Source organism: Limnohabitans sp. INBF002 (genome assembly GCF_027924905.1).
GTDB lineage: Bacteria > Pseudomonadota > Gammaproteobacteria > Burkholderiales > Burkholderiaceae_C > Limnohabitans.
The window spans coordinates 1,111,665-1,126,592 of the sequence record NZ_AP027055.1 but is presented as its reverse complement, the minus strand read 5'-3'; the positions used below and the strand labels follow the sequence as shown (position 1 = coordinate 1,126,592).

14 protein-coding genes are annotated in these 14,928 nt (G+C 57.6%); 8 read left to right on the top strand and 6 right to left on the bottom strand.

Going from position 1 to position 14,928, the window contains the following annotated elements:
- Window positions 1–21: 21 nt before the first annotated feature.
- Together parC and QMG15_RS05720 are read right to left on the bottom strand one after the other, a co-directional pair.
- Window positions 22–2,385 carry a DNA topoisomerase IV subunit A gene (gene parC, locus QMG15_RS05725; RefSeq protein ID WP_281789907.1) on the bottom strand — a complete coding sequence of 788 codons (2,364 nt, stop codon included), beginning with the start codon at window positions 2,383–2,385 and terminating at the stop codon, window positions 22–24.
- Window positions 2,382–4,361, bottom strand: coding sequence for a DNA topoisomerase IV subunit B (locus QMG15_RS05720; RefSeq protein WP_281789906.1), 1,980 nt, complete (start codon window positions 4,359–4,361; stop codon window positions 2,382–2,384). The genes parC and QMG15_RS05720 overlap by 4 nt, the downstream gene beginning before the upstream one ends.
- 126 nt (window positions 4,362–4,487) lie before the next feature.
- Here QMG15_RS05720 and QMG15_RS05715 point away from each other — a divergent pair, with 126 nt between their 5' ends.
- The 6 genes from QMG15_RS05715 to QMG15_RS05690 are packed head-to-tail and all read left to right on the top strand — an operon-like array spanning window position 4,488 to window position 9,299.
- A complete protein-coding gene (locus tag QMG15_RS05715) occupies window positions 4,488–5,708 on the top strand; it encodes an MFS transporter (protein WP_281789905.1) in 1,221 nt (406 codons plus the stop codon).
- Between the two features lie 8 nt (window positions 5,709–5,716).
- The gene (locus QMG15_RS05710; protein ID WP_281789904.1) at window positions 5,717–5,857 is read left to right on the top strand and encodes a hypothetical protein; all 141 of its coding nucleotides are present in this window, start codon (window positions 5,717–5,719) and stop codon (window positions 5,855–5,857) included.
- A gap of 1 nt (window position 5,858) precedes the next feature.
- Window positions 5,859–6,416, top strand: a complete 558-nt coding sequence (locus QMG15_RS05705; RefSeq protein ID WP_281789903.1) for a class I SAM-dependent methyltransferase — start codon at window positions 5,859–5,861, stop codon at window positions 6,414–6,416.
- A 37-nt stretch (window positions 6,417–6,453) separates the two neighbouring features.
- Entirely contained in the window at window positions 6,454–7,365 is a 912-nt protein-coding gene (gene dapA / locus QMG15_RS05700; protein ID WP_281789902.1) for a 4-hydroxy-tetrahydrodipicolinate synthase, read from the top strand.
- 20 nt (window positions 7,366–7,385) lie between these two features.
- Window positions 7,386–8,486 (top strand): outer membrane protein assembly factor BamC, encoded by a 1,101-nt coding sequence (gene bamC / locus QMG15_RS05695; protein WP_348773326.1) that lies wholly within the window; start codon window positions 7,386–7,388, stop codon window positions 8,484–8,486.
- Between the two features lie 24 nt (window positions 8,487–8,510).
- Entirely contained in the window at window positions 8,511–9,299 is a 789-nt protein-coding gene (locus tag QMG15_RS05690; protein WP_281789901.1) for an MBL fold metallo-hydrolase, read from the top strand.
- Between the two features lie 67 nt (window positions 9,300–9,366).
- Here the strand turns inward: QMG15_RS05690 and QMG15_RS05685 are convergent, their stop codons facing one another.
- Together QMG15_RS05685 and QMG15_RS05680 are read right to left on the bottom strand one after the other, a co-directional pair.
- Window positions 9,367–9,540 carry a hypothetical protein gene (locus tag QMG15_RS05685; protein ID WP_170108504.1) on the bottom strand — a complete coding sequence of 58 codons (174 nt, stop codon included), beginning with the start codon at window positions 9,538–9,540 and terminating at the stop codon, window positions 9,367–9,369.
- A gap of 162 nt (window positions 9,541–9,702) precedes the next feature.
- A complete protein-coding gene (locus QMG15_RS05680; protein ID WP_281789900.1) occupies window positions 9,703–10,833 on the bottom strand; it encodes a cupin domain-containing protein in 1,131 nt (376 codons plus the stop codon).
- Between the two features lie 19 nt (window positions 10,834–10,852).
- Here QMG15_RS05680 and QMG15_RS05675 point away from each other — a divergent pair, with 19 nt between their 5' ends.
- Window positions 10,853–11,377, top strand: a complete 525-nt coding sequence (locus tag QMG15_RS05675; protein ID WP_108402656.1) for an FKBP-type peptidyl-prolyl cis-trans isomerase — start codon at window positions 10,853–10,855, stop codon at window positions 11,375–11,377.
- A 76-nt stretch (window positions 11,378–11,453) separates the two neighbouring features.
- On the opposite strand, the gene dut is transcribed toward QMG15_RS05675, so the two are convergent.
- Both dut and coaBC read right to left on the bottom strand, forming a co-directional pair.
- Window positions 11,454–11,903, bottom strand: coding sequence for a dUTP diphosphatase (dut, locus tag QMG15_RS05670; protein WP_281789899.1), 450 nt, complete (start codon window positions 11,901–11,903; stop codon window positions 11,454–11,456).
- A gap of 79 nt (window positions 11,904–11,982) precedes the next feature.
- Complete coding sequence (gene coaBC, locus QMG15_RS05665; protein WP_281789898.1) at window positions 11,983–13,200, bottom strand: bifunctional phosphopantothenoylcysteine decarboxylase/phosphopantothenate--cysteine ligase CoaBC; 1,218 nt, start codon at window positions 13,198–13,200, stop codon at window positions 11,983–11,985.
- A 69-nt stretch (window positions 13,201–13,269) separates the two neighbouring features.
- Here coaBC and QMG15_RS05660 point away from each other — a divergent pair, with 69 nt between their 5' ends.
- Window positions 13,270–14,916 carry a CTP synthase gene (locus QMG15_RS05660; protein WP_281789897.1) on the top strand — a complete coding sequence of 549 codons (1,647 nt, stop codon included), beginning with the start codon at window positions 13,270–13,272 and terminating at the stop codon, window positions 14,914–14,916.
- Window positions 14,917–14,928: the final 12 nt, after the last annotated feature.

Sequence of the window (14,928 nt, the reverse complement as noted above, 5' to 3'; positions counted from 1 at the left end):
TCGCGTAGCGTCCACTGGTGGTCACTCCACCCGCACCACCGCATTCGGCTTAAAGCCCAAGTCCGCCACTTTGCCCTTCTTGGCGCGTGCGGCTTTGGCGTTGTTCAAGCTGCGAATTTCCAGCGTTTCTTCGCGCACTTTGCCGCCACGGCCAATGCCTTCGATGCGCACACTGCGTGTGTACGCAGCCGCACCGGCCAAGGTGTCTTTGGCTTCTAGGTCGATCAGCATCAAGCCGCGACCGCCCTTTTCCATCGCTTTGAGTTCAGACAACTCAAAGGTCAAGAAGCGGCCACCGGTAGAGGCACAAGCCACATGCGTGGCAGGTGCCACAGGCTGCGCGCCCGAGCCACCACTGGCAGGTGATGGGCGGCACACGGTTTCGCCCTCGCCCACGGTGATGAAGGCTTTGCCGCCTTTGTTGCGCGAGATCATGTGTTCAATGTTGGCCATGAAGCCATAGCCACCCGAGCTGCTGAGCAAGTATGTGGCGCCCGCAGGGCCAGCTACGTAGTGCAGCAGTTGGGTGCCTGATTCCAAATCAATCAAGGTGGTCACAGGTTGGCCGTCGCCACGCGCGCCAGGCAAGGCCGACACGGGCACCGAGTAGATGCGGCCGTTCGAGCCAAACGCGATGAAGGTGTCCACCGTTCGGCACTCAAACGTGCCGTACAAGCCGTCGCCCGACTTGAAAGCAAAGGCGCTGGCTTCGTGGCCGTGGCCAGTGCGTGCGCGCACCCAGCCTTTTTCAGAAACCACCACGGTCACGGGCTCGTCAATCACCTTGACTTCGGCCACTGCTTTTTTCTCTTCTTGGATGAGCGTGCGGCGTGGGTCGGCAAAGGTTTTGGCGTCGGCTTCAATTTCTTTCACCATCAAGCGGCGCAGCGCCGATGGGTTGCCCACGATGTCTTCGAGTTTGGCTTGTTCGTCGCGCAGCTCTTTGAGCTCTTGCTCAATCTTGATGGCTTCCAAACGCGCCAGCTGACGCAGGCGAATTTCTAAGATGTCTTCGGCTTGGCGTTCGCTGAGTTTGAAACGCTCCATCAACGCCTGCTTGGGCTCGTCGCTCTGACGGATGATGGCAATCACCTCGTCGATGTTGAGCAACACCAACTGACGGCCCTCCAAGATGTGGATGCGGTCCAGCACTTTGTTCAAGCGGTGCTGCGAGCGGCGCAGGATGGTGGCAGAGCGGAACTCAATCCACTCAGTCAGCATGTCGCGCAGCGACTTAGGCACAGGGCGGCCATCAATGCCCACCATGGTGAGGTTGATGGACGACGAGGTTTCTAAGCTGGTGTGCGCCAGCAAAGTGGTGATGAGTTCTTGTTGCTCAATCGTGCGGGTCTTGGGCTCGAACACCAAACGCACGGGCGCGTCTTTGCTCGACTCATCGCGCACCACGTCCAACACGGCCAGCACGGTGGCTTTGAGTTGGGTTTGATCAGCGCTCAGCGCCTTCTTGCCCGTCTTGACCTTGGGGTTGGTGAGTTCTTCAATCTCTTCCAACACGCGTTGGCTGCTCACGCCGGGCGGCAGTTCGTTCACCACCAATTGCCATTGGCCACGGGCCAAGTCTTCAATCACCCAACGTGCGCGCACTTTGAGCGAACCACGGCCTGTGCGATAGGCATCGGCAATGTCAGACGCACTGCTGATGATTTGGCCGCCACCGGGGTAATCGGGCGCGGGCAAGATTTGCAACAGTTCTTCGTCACTCAGCTTGGGCGACTTGATGAGTGCCACGCACGCATCGGCCACTTCGCGCAGGTTGTGGCTTGGAATTTCGGTGGCCATACCCACCGCGATGCCGCTTGCGCCGTTGAGCAAGGCAAATGGCAAACGGGCGGGCAACTGCTTGGGCTCTTCGGTGGAGCCGTCGTAGTTGGGCTGGAAGTCCACCGTGCCTTCGTCAATCTCATCCAGCAACAACGTGGTGATTTTGGCCAAGCGTGCTTCGGTGTATCGCATGGCCGCAGCGCCGTCGCCGTCGCGTGAGCCAAAGTTGCCTTGGCCATCAATCAGCGGGTAGCGTTGCGCAAAGTCTTGCGCCATGCGCACGAGGGCTTCGTAGGCGGCGCTGTCACCATGAGGGTGGTAACGACCCAGCACGTCACCAACCACGCGGGCGCACTTGACAGGCTTAGCACCCGTGTTGTTGTTGGGACCGCTGAAGCCAAGGCCCATGCGGGACATCGAATACAAAATGCGGCGCTGCACAGGCTTTTGGCCATCGCACACATCGGGCAAGGCGCGGCCTTTGACCACGCTGAGCGCGTACTCAAGGTAGGCGCGTTGGGCGTAGTGGCCCAGCGCGATGTCGCCGTCGCCATCATTGTTATTGTTGGCGGTGGGCAGTCCAGGGGTGAACAAATCGGTCATACGTCAATCTCAATCGAATCGCCATGCAGTTCCATCAGCTCACGGCGTGCGGCGGCTTCGCCTTTGCCCATGAGTTGTGTGATCAAACCTTCGGTGGTTGCAAAGTCCAGCAAGCCCAATTGCACGGGCATGAGGCGACGGGTGTCGGGGTTGAGGGTGGTGTCCCACAGTTGTTCGGCACTCATCTCGCCCAAACCCTTGAATCGGCTGATGCTCCATTTGCCTTCGGCCACGCCGTCTTTGCGCAGTTTGTCGAGGATGGCGGTCAGCTCGCCTTCGTCCAAGGCATACACCTTGGCCGCTGGCTTTTTGCCACGCGCGGGCGTGTCCACGCGGAACAATGGGGGGCGCGCCACAAACACATGGCCCGCTTCGATGAGCTTGGGGAAGTGGCGGAAGAACAGCGTGAGCAACAGCACTTGAATGTGCGAGCCGTCCACGTCCGCATCACTCAGGATGCACACCTTGCCGTAGCGCAGGCCACTCATGTCGGGGCTGTCGTTGGGGCCGTGTGGGTCCACGCCCACGGCCACCGAAATGTCGTGAATTTCGTTGTTGGCAAACAAGCGGTCGCGCTCGACTTCCCACGTGTTCAGCACTTTGCCGCGCAACGGCAGAATGGCTTGGTTTTCTTTGTTGCGGCCCATCTTGGCGCTGCCGCCGGCAGAGTCGCCCTCGACCAAAAACACTTCGTTGTGCGCAATGTCTTTGCTTTCGCAATCGGTCAACTTGCCGGGCAACACAGCCACGCCCGAGCCCTTGCGTTTCTCGACTTTTTGGCCCGCCTTTTGGCGCGTTTGCGCAGCCTTGATGGCGAGTTCAGCCAGCTTTTTGCCGTACTCCACATGCTGGTTGAGCCACAACTCCATGGTGGGGCGCACATAGCTCGACACCAAACGCACGGCGTCGCGTGAGTTCAAGCGCTCTTTGATTTGGCCTTGGAACTGCGGGTCCAGCACCTTGGTGCTCAACACGTAGCTGGCGCGCGCAAACACGTCTTCCGGCATGAGCTTGACGCCCTTGGGCAGCAAGGCATGCAGCTCAATGAAGCTCTTGACGGCCGTGAACAAGCCATCGCGCAAACCGCTGTCGTGCGTGCCGCCAGCGCTGGTGGGGATCAGGTTGACGTAGCTCTCGCGCACAGGTGCGCCGTCTTCGGTGAAGGCCACAGCCCATGCTGCGCCCTCGCCTTCGGCAAAGCTGTCGTGGTTGCTGTCGGCATAGCCATCGCCTTCAAACAAAGGAATGACGGGGTCGCCGTGCAGGGTCTGCATCAGGTAGTCACGCAGGCCGCCTTTGTAGAGCCAGTTTTGCGTGTCTTTGGTTTTTTCATTTGTGAGCGTCACGCTCACGCCGGGCATGAGCACGGCTTTGCTGCGCAGCAAGTGCACCAGCTCGTTCATTGGCAAGGCTGACGATTCAAAGTATTTGGCGTCAGGCCACACGCGCACCGAGGTGCCCTGCTTGCGGTCTCCTGATTCTTGTTTGCGGGTGGTGAGCTTTTCCACCACGTCGCCAGCTGAAAACACCAAACGGGCCACTTGGCCTTCGCGGTGCGAGGTGGCTTCCATGCGCTTGGCCAGCGCGTTGGTCACGCTCACGCCGACGCCGTGCAAACCACCTGAGAAGCTGTAAGCGCCACCCGAGCCTTTGTCAAACTTGCCGCCCGCATGCAAGCGGGTGAACACCAGCTCGATCACGGGGGCTTTTTCTTCGGGGTGCATGCCAAACGGAATACCACGGCCATCGTCTTCGATGCTGACCGAGCCATCGCTGTGCAGCGTGACACCAATCTTTTTGCCGTGTCCGGCGAGGGCCTCGTCAGCCGCGTTGTCCAAGACCTCTTGGATGATGTGCAGCGGGTTGTCGGTGCGGGTGTACATGCCCGGACGCTGCTTGACGGGTTCGAGTCCTTTGAGAACGCGAATCGAGCCTTCCGAGTACTGGGGCGGTGTAGTGGGTTGCTTTGTAGCCATGGGCCGGCATTGTAGACAGATTCAAATGCAACACTGTATAAAACAACAGATCAAAAAATTTTGCATGGACATCCCCCTGGCAACCTTGTGACTGCGCCCCTCGCCCGCATTGGTTAAAGTCACGCCATGACTCACACCAACAAAACATTGCCCATGTGGCAAGTGCTCGCCTGCGGGGCAGCCATTGTCACTTTGTCTATGGGCGTGCGCCACGGCTTTGGCCTGTGGCTGCAACCCATCACCCAAGCCCAAGACTGGACCCGCGAAAACTTTGCCATGGCCATCGCCATTCAAAACTTGACTTGGGGATTCGCAGGCATTTTCTCGGGCATGTTGGCCGACCGATTTGGCGCCTTCCGCGTCATCGTGACTTGTGCCGTGTTGTACGCGTTGGGATTGACAGGCATGGCCTATTCGTCCACGCCAGCGTTGTTTACCGCCACGGCTGGCGTACTGATTGGCGTGGCCCAAGCAGGCACCACCTATGCCGTGATTTATGGCGTGATTGGCCGAAATGTGAGTGCATCCAAACGCTCATGGGCTATGGGCGTGGCGGCGGCAGCGGGCTCATTTGGGCAGTTTTTGATGGTTCCCACGGAGGGCTATCTCATCAGCACCTTTGGCTGGCAAGAAGCATTGGTGTGGTTGGCTTTATCGACCATGCTCATCATCCCCCTCGCCTACGGTCTGCGCGAACCTGGTTTTGGCGGTGGTGCCACGCCCAACCGCGACCAATCCATCATGCATGCACTGCGCGAAGCCATGAATTACCGTAGCTTCCAGCTGCTGATGGCGGGCTACTTTGTATGTGGTTTTCAAGTCGTGTTCATCGGCGTGCACATGCCCAGCTATTTGAAAGACCACGGTTTGTCGCCCGAGGTGGCCAGCATTGCTTTGGCGTTGATTGGTTTGTTCAACGTGTTTGGCACCTACATCGCTGGCAGCTTGGGCCAGCGCATGGCCAAGCGCAAGATTTTGTCGTTCATCTACTTCTCACGCTCGGTGGCCATTGTGTTGTTCTTGTTGGCGCCGCTCACGCCCATGAGCGTGTACATCTTCTCGTCTGTGATGGGCTTTTTGTGGCTCTCCACCGTGCCGCCCACCAATGCGGTGGTGGCGCAGATTTTTGGCGTGGCGCATTTGTCGATGCTGGGCGGCTTTGTTTTCTTCAGCCACCAAATTGGCAGCTTCATGGGCGTGTGGCTGGGCGGCTACTTGTATGACAAGACCGGCAGCTACGACATCGTTTGGTACATCTCGATTGCGTTGGGCGTGTTTGCCGCCTTGGTGAACTTGCCCGTGAAAGAAAACGCCATCGAACGCGCACCTAAGACGGTTGCCGCTTGAAGTTTGAAATGAACATCCTTTCGCATCCGATGTTGCGCCAAACCCTGATCGGTTTGGTGTGCGTGGCCATTCTTTTGGGTGTGCTGTCCATGTATTTAAGGCCTGATTTTTTGCTGACTTTGGCGAATCAGGTTTGGGGATGCTTCTGAGATGAGTGCACTGCTTCACGGGCAAGAGCCCACGTCTAGTTGGGTGGCCGGTTGGTCGCACCTCTTGCCTTCTGGCAGCACTGTGCTGGACTTGGCCTGCGGACACGGCCGCCACATGCGCCACTTTGCAGCGTTGGGTCACACGGTGACTGGCGTGGACCGCAACCCAGACGCGATTGCCGCCGTCAGCCCCTTGGGCGAAGCCATGTGTGCGGACATCGAAAATGGCCCTTGGCCGCTGCAAGGCCGCACCTTTGGCGGCGTGGTCGTCACCAACTACCTCTGGCGCCCGCTCTGGCCACACATCTTGGACAGCCTGGCCCCCAAGGGCGTGCTGATTTACGAAACCTTCTCTGCGGGCAACGAAAGCGTGGGCAAACCCTCGCGCCCAGATTTTTTACTGCAGCCCGCTGAGCTTCTGACCGCGTGCAAAGACCTACGGGTTGTGGCGTTTGAGGAAGGTTTTCTAGATCAGCCCGAGCGCTTTGTGCAACGCATCGTTGCCGTGCGCGAGAGCCTCGAAACACAAACGCCTGCGCGTTACCCACTTCACCATTAAAAACGTCATTGGCAATCGCTAGAATGAACGTTTTTCCTTGACCGAACCAACGGACATGACACCCATTACCGGCAGCATCGTGGCTCTGACCACCCCCATGCACACAGACGGCAGCGTCGACTACCCCACCCTGCGCAAACTGATTGATTGGCACATTGCCGAGGGCACCGATTGCATCGGCGTTGTGGGCACCACCGGCGAGTCGCCGACAGTCAATGTGGAAGAACACTGCGAAATCATCCGCGTGTCTGTGGAGCAAGCGGCCAAACACACCGAACGTCATGTGCCCATCATGGCGGGCTGCGGCGCTAACTCGACCGCTGAAGCGATTGAGCTGGCCAAGTTCGCCAAGAAAGTTGGCGCACATTGCCAACTGCAAGTGGTGCCCTACTACAACAAGCCCACGCAAGAGGGCCAATACCTGCACTTCAAGGCCATCGCCGAAGCCGTGGACTTGCCCGTGATTTTGTACAACGTGCCCGGCCGCTCAGTGGCCGATATGGCGCACGACACCGTGCTGCGTTTGGCCCAAGTGCCAGGCATCGTGGGCATCAAAGAAGCCACAGGCAACATCGAGCGCGCCGAGTGGCTGATTCGCGATGTGCCCAAAGGCTTTGCGGTGTACTCGGGTGACGACCCCACCGCCGTGGCTTTGATGCTGTGCGGCGGCCAAGGCAACATCAGCGTGACGGCCAACGTGGCCCCCCGCTTGATGCACGAGCTGTGCATGGCTGCCATCGCTGGCGACGTGAAACGCGCCATGGACATTCAATTCAAATTGATGCCTGTTCACAAGCAGTTGTTTGTGGAAGCCAACCCCATTCCCGTGAAATGGGCAATGAAGCGCATGGGCCTCGCTGGCCCCACCTTGCGCTTGCCCATGACCGAACTCACCCCCGCCAACGAACCCGTGGTGGAAGGCGCTTTGCGCGCCGCTGGTTTGATCTGATTGTTACAAAGGCCTTGGCTGTGAAAATTTCTTTTGCTTCGAATCGTGCAGCAGTTGCGTTGACCACCTTGGTGGTGCTCAGCGGTTGCTCCTCCATCATGGATGGTGACAAGGTCAACTACAAAACAGAAGGTGGCACCAAGGTTGTGGCCCTGGATATTCCACCCGATCTGACCCAACTCACACGCGACACGCGTTATGCTGTTCCTGGCGGTCCTGTCACAGCCAGCAGCATGGGCGTGCGTCCTGTAGCGCCTGTGGCGGCAACAGCAGCCAAGCAAGTGAACGACGTGCGTATTGAACGCGACGGCAAGCAACGCTGGCTGGTGGTCAACCGTTCAGCCGACGTGGTGTGGCCCATCGTGCAAGGGTTTTGGAAAGAAAATGGTTTTGAGTACGTGATTGAGCAGCAACAAATTGGCTTGCTCGAAACCGAATGGGCAGAAAACCGCGCCAAAATTCCACAAGACTTTCTGCGCCGTTCCTTGGGCAAAGTGATTGATGGTTTGTATTCGTCTGGCGAGCGTGACAAGTTCCGCACCCGCATCGAGCGCAACAACGCTGGCGGCGTTGACATCTTCGTGACCCACCGTGGCATGAGCGAAGAATACAAAGACCAATCTAAATCTGGCACGATTTGGGTCCCGCGCCCAAATGACCCTGAGTTGGAAGCCGAATTCTTGAGCCGCTTGATGATCAAGCTTGGCGTCTCCGCTGAACAAGCGAAAGCTGGCATCACGCCACCAGAAACCGTGGCGAATAAAACCACTTTGGTAACCAAGGGCGGTGCCACACTGCTGAACATCCCCGACTCGTTTGACGTCGCATGGCGTCGCGTTGGCTTGGCTTTGGACCGCACAGGCTTCACTGTGGAAGACCGCGACCGCGCACAAGGCATTTACTTCGTTCGCTATGTGGACACCTCATCCAAAGAAGAAAAAGGTTTCTTCAGCAAGATGTTCAGTGGCTCAACACCTGACGCAGGCCCTGTGAAGTACCGCATTGCTGTGCGTAAAACAGACAACACAGCCGAAGTCACGGTACAAAACGCAGCAGGTACCACAGAGAACAGCCCTGTTTCACAGCGCATCTTGAAGCTGCTGGCTGACGATTTGCGCTAATTGGCGCCGGCCTGACCTTGCGCCATGTTGCGCTTTAAAAGCCTGGGCAGCGGCAGCTCAGGCAACGCCACTTTGGTTGAAGCCCAGAGTGGCGCCCACACCACTCGCTTGCTCATCGACTGCGGCCTTCGCCTGCGTGATCTAGAGGCTCGCCTCATCGAAGCGGGCACCTGCGCCGAGGATCTTGACGCCATCTTCATCACCCACGAACACGGCGACCACATTGGCTGTGCACGCAGCTTTATCAAACGTTATTCAACACCTCTTTGGATGAGCCAAGGCACATGGCTGGCCGTGAGTGACGGTGGTGCATGGACACCTTATCAACATTTGCTGAATGTGGCGCGCGATGGCAGCGCCATCGAATTGGGCGACTTGCAAGCGATGCCGTTTACGGTACCGCACGATGCGCGCGAGCCCTTGCAGCTGCGCTGCACCGATGGCCATCGGCATTTGGGTGTGATCACCGATTTAGGTCACGTGTCTTCTCATGTGGTGGCGTCATTGCAAGGCTGCCATGCCCTGCTACTAGAAGCCAACCACGATCCTGATTTGCTGCAAGCCTCGGGTTACCCTGTTTTTTTAAAGCAACGCGTCTCAGGCCCTTGGGGGCATTTGGCCAACCACGCCGCGGCCGACCTATTGGCCCGTGTCAAGCACGACGACTTAAGTTGCATCTTGGCGGCACATTTGAGCGAACGCAACAACACCCCCGAACTGGCGCGCACCAGCTTGTGTGAGCCCATGGGATGCGCACCTTTGGACATCGCCGTAGCAGACCCAATTCAAGGCTCTGACTGGATGACGGTCTAAGCACTTATCAAACACCCATGAAAAAAGCCACCCAATGGGTGGCTTTTGCAGTCAGTTCGAAAACTGATTACTTGCTGGCAGCGTCAGAAGCTGGCGCAGCGGCTTCAGAAGCCACAGCAGAAGCGGCTTCAACAGCAGCAGAAGCAGCAGGAGCGGCTTCAACAGCAGGAGCTTCTTTTTTGCCGCAAGCGACGAGAGCGGCAGCAGCCAACAAAGATGCCAACAGGATTGACTTGTTCATTTCGATATTCCTTAAAGGGGATGAAAACAATTTCCGGAAATTGCTGTGGTTTGCACCACAACCGAGCTGATGGACTCGAGCCCGCCAACTCAGCCTCTCATTATAGGGTAAATCCTATGCATGACAAAAAACCACGTCAGCTTCGCGTCAACTTGGCTCATTTCAAGCCCCTGAATGAAGCCAGCCATCGTCACACCACTCCATCAACAAGTTGAGCGCTTCAGGGCTGGCCTTCAATAGATCCACTTGGGTCAACTCACGTGCATCGGCCAATTGACGCATCAAGGCGGCATCCTTGCCAGCCGCACGCCAGCTTTCGCCATTCAAAAAGATGTGATGTGCGTCGTACATCATCTTGCTTCGTCGGTCTAAACGCAGTGATTTGAGCTTATTTAGCACATCGCCGATCTCAAACCAAACATTGGCTTTGGGCTCGGTCAGATACTCACCTAAAGCGCGTTGTAGGGCTTTAGGATCTTTTAGCGCTTTTTGTAAAGCAGATTTCGCAAATTCAGCCAAACCTTCGGGCATGGCGGCGGGTTTAGACACCGCAGGTTGAGCGGCGTCTTTGTACAAATCGCAGCCAGCGGCCTCTTCCGCACCTTCGCTCAAGCGCACCAACAACTCACGGGCCAAATCCCCTACTTGGGGCACGCGAAAACCTATGGAGTAAGTCATGCACTCACCTTGTGCAATGCCATCGTGGGCATAACGCGGGGGTAAATACAGCATGTCACCGGGGTTGAGCACCCAGTCGTGCTCGGGTTTGAAATTGGCCAAGATTTTCAGCGGCATGTCGGGCACCAGCGACAAATCTTTTTGTCGGCCAATGCGCCAGCGGCGTTGCCCTTGGGCTTGCAACAAAAACACGTCGTAACTGTCAAAGTGCGGGCCCACGCCGCCGCCTTCGGTGGCGTAGCTGATCATCACATCGTCCAAACGGGCGTCTGGGATGAAACGAAATTGCTGCATCAAAGCGGCCACACGGTCGTCGTGCAAATCCACGCCTTGCACCAGCAAGGTCCAGTCGCGCTCGGTCAGCTTGGGGATGGCGCGGCGCTTGAACGGGCCGCGTTGCATCTGCCAATCGCGTTGGCCGCCATTCGCCCCCATGACCAAACGGGACTCAACCTCCGCTTGTTCGGCCAAGTCAAACAGCTCAGGGCGACTCAGCAAAGCTTTGAATTCAGGGATGGCTTGGCGCACCAACAAGGGCTTGCGCTGCCAATAAGTGTTCATAAATTCGGCGGGGCTGATGCCGCCGAGCAGGGTCAGGGGTTTGTTCACATGCATCGTGCGACAATTTTGCCTTATGGAAATTACTCAACACTGCGTGGTCGGCTTAACTTGGACCTTGAAAGACACTTTGGGCGAGGTGCTGGACGAATTGGACAGCCCCGTTGAATTTTTGGTGGGCGGCGATGACTTGCTGGCCAAGATTGAAGAGGCTCTGCAAGGCCACAGCGTGGGCGACCACCTCGACTTGCAACTCGAACCCGAAGAAGCCTTTGGCGACTACGACGAAAACTTGGTATTTTTAGAGGCGCGCTCAAGCTTTCCCAAAGAGTTGGAAGAAGGCCACACCGTCGAAGGCCACGCGCTACCTGCTGGCTGCAACCCAGACGCACCGCAAGACTTGCTCTACACCGTGACCGAGCTCTACCCCGAACATGTGGTGTTAGACGGCAACCACCCACTGGCAGGTATTGCGATTCGCATTCACCTTGATGTGCAATCGGTGCGCGAAGCCACGCAAGAAGAGCAAGAGCGCGGCACTTTGGGTACAGGCTTTTTCAAGATTGAAGCTCAAGCGCCTGGTAACGATTTGCTGCACTGAGATCTATCTCCGCACATCAAAAAAGCAGCCCGCGGGCTGCTTTTTTGATGGGTCTTAGCTTCGCGCGTGAAGCGTTTTACTTCTTACCGGTCGAGCCGTAACCGCCCTCACCGCGCTCGGTCGGCCCAGCAAATTCGTTCACCACATTGAACTGGGCTTGCACCACAGGCACGATGACCAACTGGGCCAAACGCTCCATAGGCTCCAAGGTGAACGCCACATCGCTGCGGTTCCAAGCGCTGACCATCAGCTGCCCTTGGTAATCGCTGTCAATCAAACCCACGAGGTTGCCCAACACGATGCCGTGCTTATGACCCAGGCCTGAGCGCGGCAAGATGAGCGCGGCGTAGGCTGGGTCGGCCAAGTGGATGGCGATGCCCGTGGGCACCAATTGCCAAGCGTTGGGCTCTAGCGTGATGGGCGCATCCAAACATGCACGCAAGTCCAAGCCAGCGCTACCAGGCGTGGCGTATTGCGGCAGTTGGTCGGCCATGCGGGGATCGAGAATTTTGACGTCGAGTTTCATTTTTAATCAGATGAAATGGATAGATGTTGAAAATTTAAAGAGAAGTCTTTGCGGCGTTTGTTTGGGTCGTTTGGCGAAATCAAGCGGTTTTCAAACGACGCGCAATCTCGCCCACCAATTGACGCGCCAGCATGAGTTTGCTGGCATGTGGCAGTTCTTGGTGGCCTTGTGCATCGACCAACAGCAAGGCGTTGTCGTCCAAGCCAAACGTCGCGGGACCAATGTTGCCCACCAACAGCGGCACACCTTTGCGCTCGCGTTTGGCGGTGGCGTGTTTGAGCAAATCATGGCTTTCCGCTGCAAAGCCCACGCAATACAAAGCACCACTTTTGGCACGGGCAGACTGCGCCACGCCGGCCAAGATGTCTGGGTTTTCGACAAAGCTCAACTGGGGCAACTGGCCTGAGCCGTCTTTTTTGATTTTTTGTCCAGCCACATCGGCCACACGCCAATCGGCGACGGCTGCCGTCGCAACAAAGACAGAGGCGGCATCTATGTGTTTGGCCACTGCGGCTTGCATGTCCAACGCCGAACGCACATCCACACGCTGCACACCGCGCGGTGTGGGCAGGTGCACAGGGCCAGCCACCAAGGTCACCTCGGCACCCGCTTCGCGGGCCGCACGGGCAATCGAAAAGCCCATCTTGCCGCTGGATAAATTGGTGATGCCGCGCACGGGGTCCATCGCCTCATACGTCGGGCCCGCCGTGACCAGCACATGCTGCCCAGCTAAGACTTTGGGTTGGAAGAACGCAATGAGGTCTTCCAAGATTTCTTCAGGCTCCAACATGCGGCCATCACCGGTTTCGCCGCAGGCTTGTTCGCCCTGCCCCACGTCCAGCACATGCGCACCGTCCGCGGTGAGCTGCGCCATGTTGCGCTGGGTGGCGGGGTGTTGCCACATTTCACGATTCATCGCGGGGGCCAAAATCAAAGGCACGCTTTCAATCGGGCGCGCCAAGCACATGAGACTCAGCAAATCGTCCGCACGACCGTGCAAAAGCTTGGCCATGAAATCGGCGCTGGCGGGGGCCACCACAATGGCGTCGGCCTCGCGGCTCAGGTTGATGTGCGCCATGTTGTTGGGCTCACGCGCATCCCATTGCGAAACGTACACCGCGCGATTCGACAAGGCTTGCAGCGTGACAGGGGTGATGAACTGGGCAGCCGCCTCCGTCATGACCACTTGCACCGTGGCGCCGGCTTTGACCAAGGCACGGCACAACTCCGCCGCTTTGTAGCAAGCGATGCCACCACTCAAACCCAAAACAATGTGCTTATTTGACAGATCAGACATGGCTCGCAATGTAGCAGAGCGCCTATAATTTCGATTTCCACCTACCGGGAGACCATCTCCCGATCTGGCATGACCCAATTTGTATTCGTCACCGGCGGTGTTGTTTCTTCCCTAGGCAAGGGAATTGCAGCCGCCTCACTCGCCGCCCTCCTTGAGTCGCGCGGCCTCAAAGTCACCCTCATCAAGCTGGACCCCTACATCAACGTAGACCCAGGCACCATGTCGCCTCTGCAGCATGGCGAGGTGTTCGTCACCGAAGACGGTGCTGAAACCGACCTCGATTTGGGCCACTACGAGCGCTTCATCACGACGCGCATGAAAAAGGCCAACAACTTCACCACAGGCCAGATTTACCAAAGCGTGCTCGACAAAGAGCGCCGCGGCGACTATCTGGGCAAAACGGTGCAAGTCATCCCGCACATCACCAACGAAATTCAAGAGTTCGTCAAACGCGGCGCAGCCTATGACACACCAGAAGCCGTGGATGTGGCCATCGTTGAAATCGGTGGCACTGTGGGTGACATCGAGTCCCTGCCGTTTTTGGAAGCCGCTCGTCAAATGAGCCTGAAGATGGGCGCCCACAACACCGCGTTTGTGCATCTGAGCTACGTGCCTTGGATTGCTGCAGCGGGTGAACTCAAAACCAAACCCACCCAACACACAGCCCAAAAGCTGCGCGAAATCGGCATCCAAGCCGACGCCTTGCTGTGCCGTGCGGACCGCCCCATTCCGGAAGAAGAACGCCAAAAAATCAGCCTCTTCTCCAACGTGCATGAGTCGGGTGTGATCTCGATGTGGGACGTCGACACCATCTACAAAGTGCCACGCATGTTGCACGAACAAGGACTGGACAACTTGGTGTGCGACAAACTGCGCATCAACGCACAACCTGCCAACTTGCAACGTTGGGACGACTTGGTCCACGAAGTGGCCAACCCCAAAGAAGAAGTCACCATCGCGATGGTGGGCAAGTACGTCGATCTGTCCGACAGCTACAAGTCCCTCAACGAAGCGCTGCGCCATGCGGGCATGAAGAACCATGCACGCGTGAAGATCGAGTACGTGGACTCTGAATTCATCACACCCGAAAACGTCAAAGACCTCGGTAAGTTCGACGCTATTCTTGTGCCAGGCGGCTTTGGCATTCGCGGCGTGGAAGGCAAAATTTCTTCGGCCCAATTCGCCCGTGAAAACAAAGTGCCTTACCTCGGCATCTGCCTCGGCATGCAAGTGGCGACCATCGAATACGCCCGCCACATGGCAGGCCTGAAAGACGCCAACAGCACCGAGTTTGTGCCAGACGGTCCCAACCCCGTCATCGCCCTCATCAACGAGTGGAAAGACGCGGACGGCAGCATCCAAACCCGCACAGCCAACTCCAACCTGGGCGGCACCATGCGCTTGGGCGCACAAAGCTCAGACGTGGCGCCTGGCACCTTGGCCCACAAGATTTACGGCGACGTGGTGACCGAGCGTCACCGCCACCGCTACGAAGCCAACGTGAACTACCTCGACGCGCTGCGCAAAGCAGGCTTGGTGATTTCAGCGCTGACACAGCGCGAGCAACTCACCGAAATCGTCGAGTTGCCACAAACCGTGCACCCTTGGTACATGGGCGTGCAATTCCACCCCGAGTTCAAATCGACCCCATGGGATGGCCACCCGTTGTTCAACGCCTTCGTCAAGGCGGCGCTGGATCACAAGGCGAAGGCCTAAACCTCTTTAGAA

Coding starts and splice junctions, on each gene's coding strand:
- parC (WP_281789907.1), bottom strand. CDS start 2,385: ATGACCGATTTGTTCACCCCTGGACTGCCCACCGCCAACAATAACAAT.
- QMG15_RS05720 (WP_281789906.1), bottom strand. CDS start 4,361: ATGGCTACAAAGCAACCCACTACACCGCCCCAGTACTCGGAAGGCTCG.
- QMG15_RS05715 (WP_281789905.1), top strand. CDS start 4,488: ATGACTCACACCAACAAAACATTGCCCATGTGGCAAGTGCTCGCCTGC.
- QMG15_RS05710 (WP_281789904.1), top strand. CDS start 5,717: ATGAACATCCTTTCGCATCCGATGTTGCGCCAAACCCTGATCGGTTTG.
- QMG15_RS05705 (WP_281789903.1), top strand. CDS start 5,859: ATGAGTGCACTGCTTCACGGGCAAGAGCCCACGTCTAGTTGGGTGGCC.
- QMG15_RS05690 (WP_281789901.1), top strand. CDS start 8,511: ATGTTGCGCTTTAAAAGCCTGGGCAGCGGCAGCTCAGGCAACGCCACT.
- QMG15_RS05685 (WP_170108504.1), bottom strand. CDS start 9,540: ATGAACAAGTCAATCCTGTTGGCATCTTTGTTGGCTGCTGCCGCTCTC.
- QMG15_RS05680 (WP_281789900.1), bottom strand. CDS start 10,833: ATGCATGTGAACAAACCCCTGACCCTGCTCGGCGGCATCAGCCCCGCC.
- QMG15_RS05675 (WP_108402656.1), top strand. CDS start 10,853: ATGGAAATTACTCAACACTGCGTGGTCGGCTTAACTTGGACCTTGAAA.
- dut (WP_281789899.1), bottom strand. CDS start 11,903: ATGAAACTCGACGTCAAAATTCTCGATCCCCGCATGGCCGACCAACTG.
- coaBC (WP_281789898.1), bottom strand. CDS start 13,200: ATGTCTGATCTGTCAAATAAGCACATTGTTTTGGGTTTGAGTGGTGGC.
- QMG15_RS05660 (WP_281789897.1), top strand. CDS start 13,270: ATGACCCAATTTGTATTCGTCACCGGCGGTGTTGTTTCTTCCCTAGGC.